The sequence below is a fragment of the Sulfitobacter sp. 1A12779 genome, from assembly GCF_043557315.1.
Classification (GTDB): Bacteria; Pseudomonadota; Alphaproteobacteria; order Rhodobacterales; family Rhodobacteraceae; genus Sulfitobacter; species Sulfitobacter faviae.
Genome location: NZ_JBIFFU010000059.1, coordinates 1 through 3,119, shown reverse-complemented (window position 1 = coordinate 3,119; position 3,119 = coordinate 1). Strand labels below are relative to the sequence as shown.

The window sequence follows — 3,119 nt, the reverse complement described above, 5'->3', positions numbered from 1 at the left end:
AGGCGCGGCATCAAAATCCAGTAGTTTGGTGGGTACAAGTAGGGGGTCGGTCATATGCAACGGGTCGCTCCTCGAATGTAAGCGCTGTCTGCGCCCCACGCGGGATCAGCTTGACGTGGTGAAGTTCCAGGGCATCAGCTCGTCGATCCTGCTGGCGGGGTGACCGGCGGTGATCGCTTCGAGGGTCGCCTCGAGGTAGGCGAAGGGCTCCACGCCGTTGATCTTCGCGGTGGCGATCAGGGAGGCGATGCGGGCCCAGGTGCGGCCGCCCTCGTCGTGGCCGGCGAAGAGTGCGTTCTTTCTTGTCAGGGCGATCGGGCGGATCAGGTTTTCGACGGCGTTGGAGTCCATCTCGACGCGGCCGTCGTGGAGGAAGGTCTGCAGGCCGCCCCACTGGCGGTGGATGTAGGTCAGTTTCTCGCCGAGGCGCGACTTAACCGAGATACGCAGACGCTGTGCCTGCAGCCAATCACCGAACTCGGCCACGAGGGGCGCGCTGCGGGCCTGACGGGCCGACAGACGTTGGCCCGGGCCCATGCCCCGGATCTCGAGCTCGATGCGGTAGAGCTCAGCGATCCGGCGCAGGCCCTCGGCGGCGATTTCCGAGCCGTCGCGGTCGAAGACCTCCTTCAGCTTGCGCCGCGCATGCGCCCAGCAGTGGGCCACCGTGATCGGCGCGCCGCCCTTGCGGGAGGGGCGCGTCAGTCGATCGTAACCGGTATAGCCATCCAGTTGCAGGATGCCGTCGAAGCCCTGCAGGATCTGCTCGGCATGGGCGCCAGCACGGCTTGGACGATAGGTGAAGACCACGCCGGGCGGGTCATCGCCGCCCCATCCACGATCATCCCGGGCAAGCGCCCAGAGGTAGCCGGTCTTGGTTCGGCCACGGCCCGGATCCAACACCGGGGCGGTCGTCTCGTCCATGAACAACTTGCCGGAGGACTTGAGATGCTCGGTTAGCCTGTCGACCACGGGGCCGAGGTGGAAGGCCGCTGTGCCAGCCCAGTCCGCCAAGGTGCTGCGATCGATCTGGATGCCGGAGCGGGCAAGGATCTGGCTCTGTCTGTAAAACGGCAGGTGGTCCGCGAACTTGGACACCAGGACATGTGCGATGGACCCTTCGGTCGGCAGCCCGCCTTCAATCAGCCGGGGTGCGGCGACAGCCTGAATGACCCCATCCGAGCAGATGCCGCAGGCATACTTCGGCCGGATGTCGACCAGCACCCGAAGCTGCGCGGGCACGATGTCCAGCCGCTCGGTCCGATCCTCGCCGATCCGGTGCATGCGGCCGCACCCACACGGGCACTCAAGGCTCGCCGGTTCGATGACACGTTCGATGCGCGGCAGATCAGCGGGCAGATGGCCGAGATTGCGCTGCCGTCTCCGGCGCGGCGTCGTGGTGGATGGCGCGGCCTGCTCCTTGCGGGCCTCGACCTCCGTGACGGCGGTTTCCAGGTCTTCGAAGGCCAGCTGCCGGTCGTCTTCGCTCAGCTTCTCGGACCGTTTGCCATGCACGACATGGTTCAACTCGGCGACGAGATGCTCGAGGCGCCGGTTTGCGTCCTTCAGCGCACCATTCTCCTGCAGCAGCGCCAGAACGGCGGCGCGCTGGCTCTCGGGGATCGCGGACAGGTCGATGGGCGGGGCGTTGGACATGCGCAGATTATACCGCGCCAAATGCGTCGATGCCCTATCATTCCCTGGGGCGAGTCACTCTGCCACAGCTGGTCTGCGCACCTCCAGCGATCGCACACGGCGCCAGTCCAGGCCGGCAAACAGGGCCTCGAACTGTGCCCGGTTCAGCGTCATGGCCCCATCCCTGATCGCAGGCCAGGTGAAAGTGCTTTCTTCCAGCCGCTTGTAGGCCATCACGAGCCCGCTGCCGTCCCAGAATAGGATCTTCATTCGGTCGGCGCGCTTCGAGCGGAAGACGAAGACCGTTCCGGTAAACGGATCTTCCGCCAGAGTAGACTGGACCAGGGCCGCGAGGCCGTCATGGCTTTTGCGGAAGTCGACCGGCTTCGTCGCCACCAGAATCCGCACACCCTGCGAGGGCATCAGCATGGATGCGCCTCGAGCGCGTGGACGATCTCAGCGACCCGGGCGACGGGCATGTCATGCGCCAGTTCGATCACAACAGCCCCCGAATGATCCTGATCGGGGCCGCCTGCGATGTTACCTCCGGACGCGCTTCCTCCTCGGCGACCTCGCAGACGACGAGCGGCGCAAAGACAGGTTCCTCGACTTCGGCTGCAGGCAGCACCAGCTTGCCCTGTTTGGCCTCTCGTCGCCACGCCGAAAGTTGATTGGGCAGAATGCCAAACCGCTCCGCTACGGCATTTACAGTCGCTCCAGCTTCCAGGGTCATCGAGACGGCCAAGGCCTTTGCTTCATCCGGCCACCGACGATGACCCGACGCGTAGATCTCGACGCCCAGCGATTTGAGAAACGAATTTGTAGCGCACATTGCGAAACGCACTCCCCATCATGAGATGGAGATCACTTCGCAGCCGAAGCCATCAGCAGCAACGTGGGGTCGAGACGACGCTTACCCTCGAATCGTCTTGGAACAAAACTAATTTCTATAGTCACTGTAGCTTCAATCCTTTCTTTCAGAAAGAATCTCCCGCAACTATTTGCCCGTATGAACTGCTTTGTGGTGTTCGCCGTGTGCGTCGCGCAGAATGTCGATACCTCCCCAGGCCGCGATCCCGGCGACAATCACGCCGACGACGAGGTCCGGCCAGTTGGTTCCCAGCCAGGCGACGAGGCCGCCAGCCACGACGATTCCGAGGTTCGCGGCGAAATCGTTGTAACTGAAGGTGTTGGCCGCGCGGATGTTGACGTCCGGATTTTTGAGCTTAGCGAGCAGCCAGACGCAGACCGCGTTGATGGCTGCTGCGATCAGGGCCATGGCGATCATGATCGTCCCGAGCGGATCTGACCCACCGATGTAGCGGCGCCACGCATCGTAGAGGATGCCTGCAGCGAACAGGATCAGCAGCCCGCCGGAAACGTTCGCCGCCCCGCGTTTCCATTTGGCGGATCGGGACAAAGCGAAAAGGCTGATCGCGTAGACGAAGCTGTCGGAGAGGTTATCGAGCCCGTTGGCGATCAGG

The 3,119-nt window shown here is 63.7% G+C and carries 4 protein-coding genes; all 4 read right to left on the bottom strand.

All coding sequences use genetic code 11. The features are described 5' to 3' along the window. Nucleotides 1–105: 105 nt before the first annotated feature. Nucleotides 106–1,656: an IS66 family transposase gene (tnpC, locus tag ACGYLQ_RS20645; protein ID WP_271690355.1), complete on the bottom strand. Its 1,551-nt coding sequence runs from the start codon at nucleotides 1,654–1,656 to the stop codon at nucleotides 106–108. Nucleotides 1,657–1,710: 54 nt separating this feature from the next. Next, a complete protein-coding gene (gene tnpB, locus ACGYLQ_RS20640; protein WP_271690354.1) occupies nucleotides 1,711–2,064 on the bottom strand; it encodes an IS66 family insertion sequence element accessory protein TnpB in 354 nt (117 codons plus the stop codon). A 67-nt stretch (nucleotides 2,065–2,131) separates the two neighbouring features. Further along, entirely contained in the window at nucleotides 2,132–2,479 is a 348-nt protein-coding gene (locus ACGYLQ_RS20635; protein WP_271690353.1) for a transposase, read from the bottom strand. Nucleotides 2,480–2,632: 153 nt separating this feature from the next. Continuing rightward, nucleotides 2,633–3,119 (bottom strand): cation transporter (locus ACGYLQ_RS20630; RefSeq protein WP_394444650.1); only part of this gene is annotated, 487 nt, incomplete at its 5' end.

Excerpts from the sequence above, each read along its gene's own strand:
- tnpC (WP_271690355.1), bottom strand. The coding sequence starts at position 1,656 with ATGTCCAACGCCCCGCCCATCGACCTGTCCGCGATCCCCGAGAGCCAG.
- tnpB (WP_271690354.1), bottom strand. The coding sequence starts at position 2,064 with ATGCTGATGCCCTCGCAGGGTGTGCGGATTCTGGTGGCGACGAAGCCG.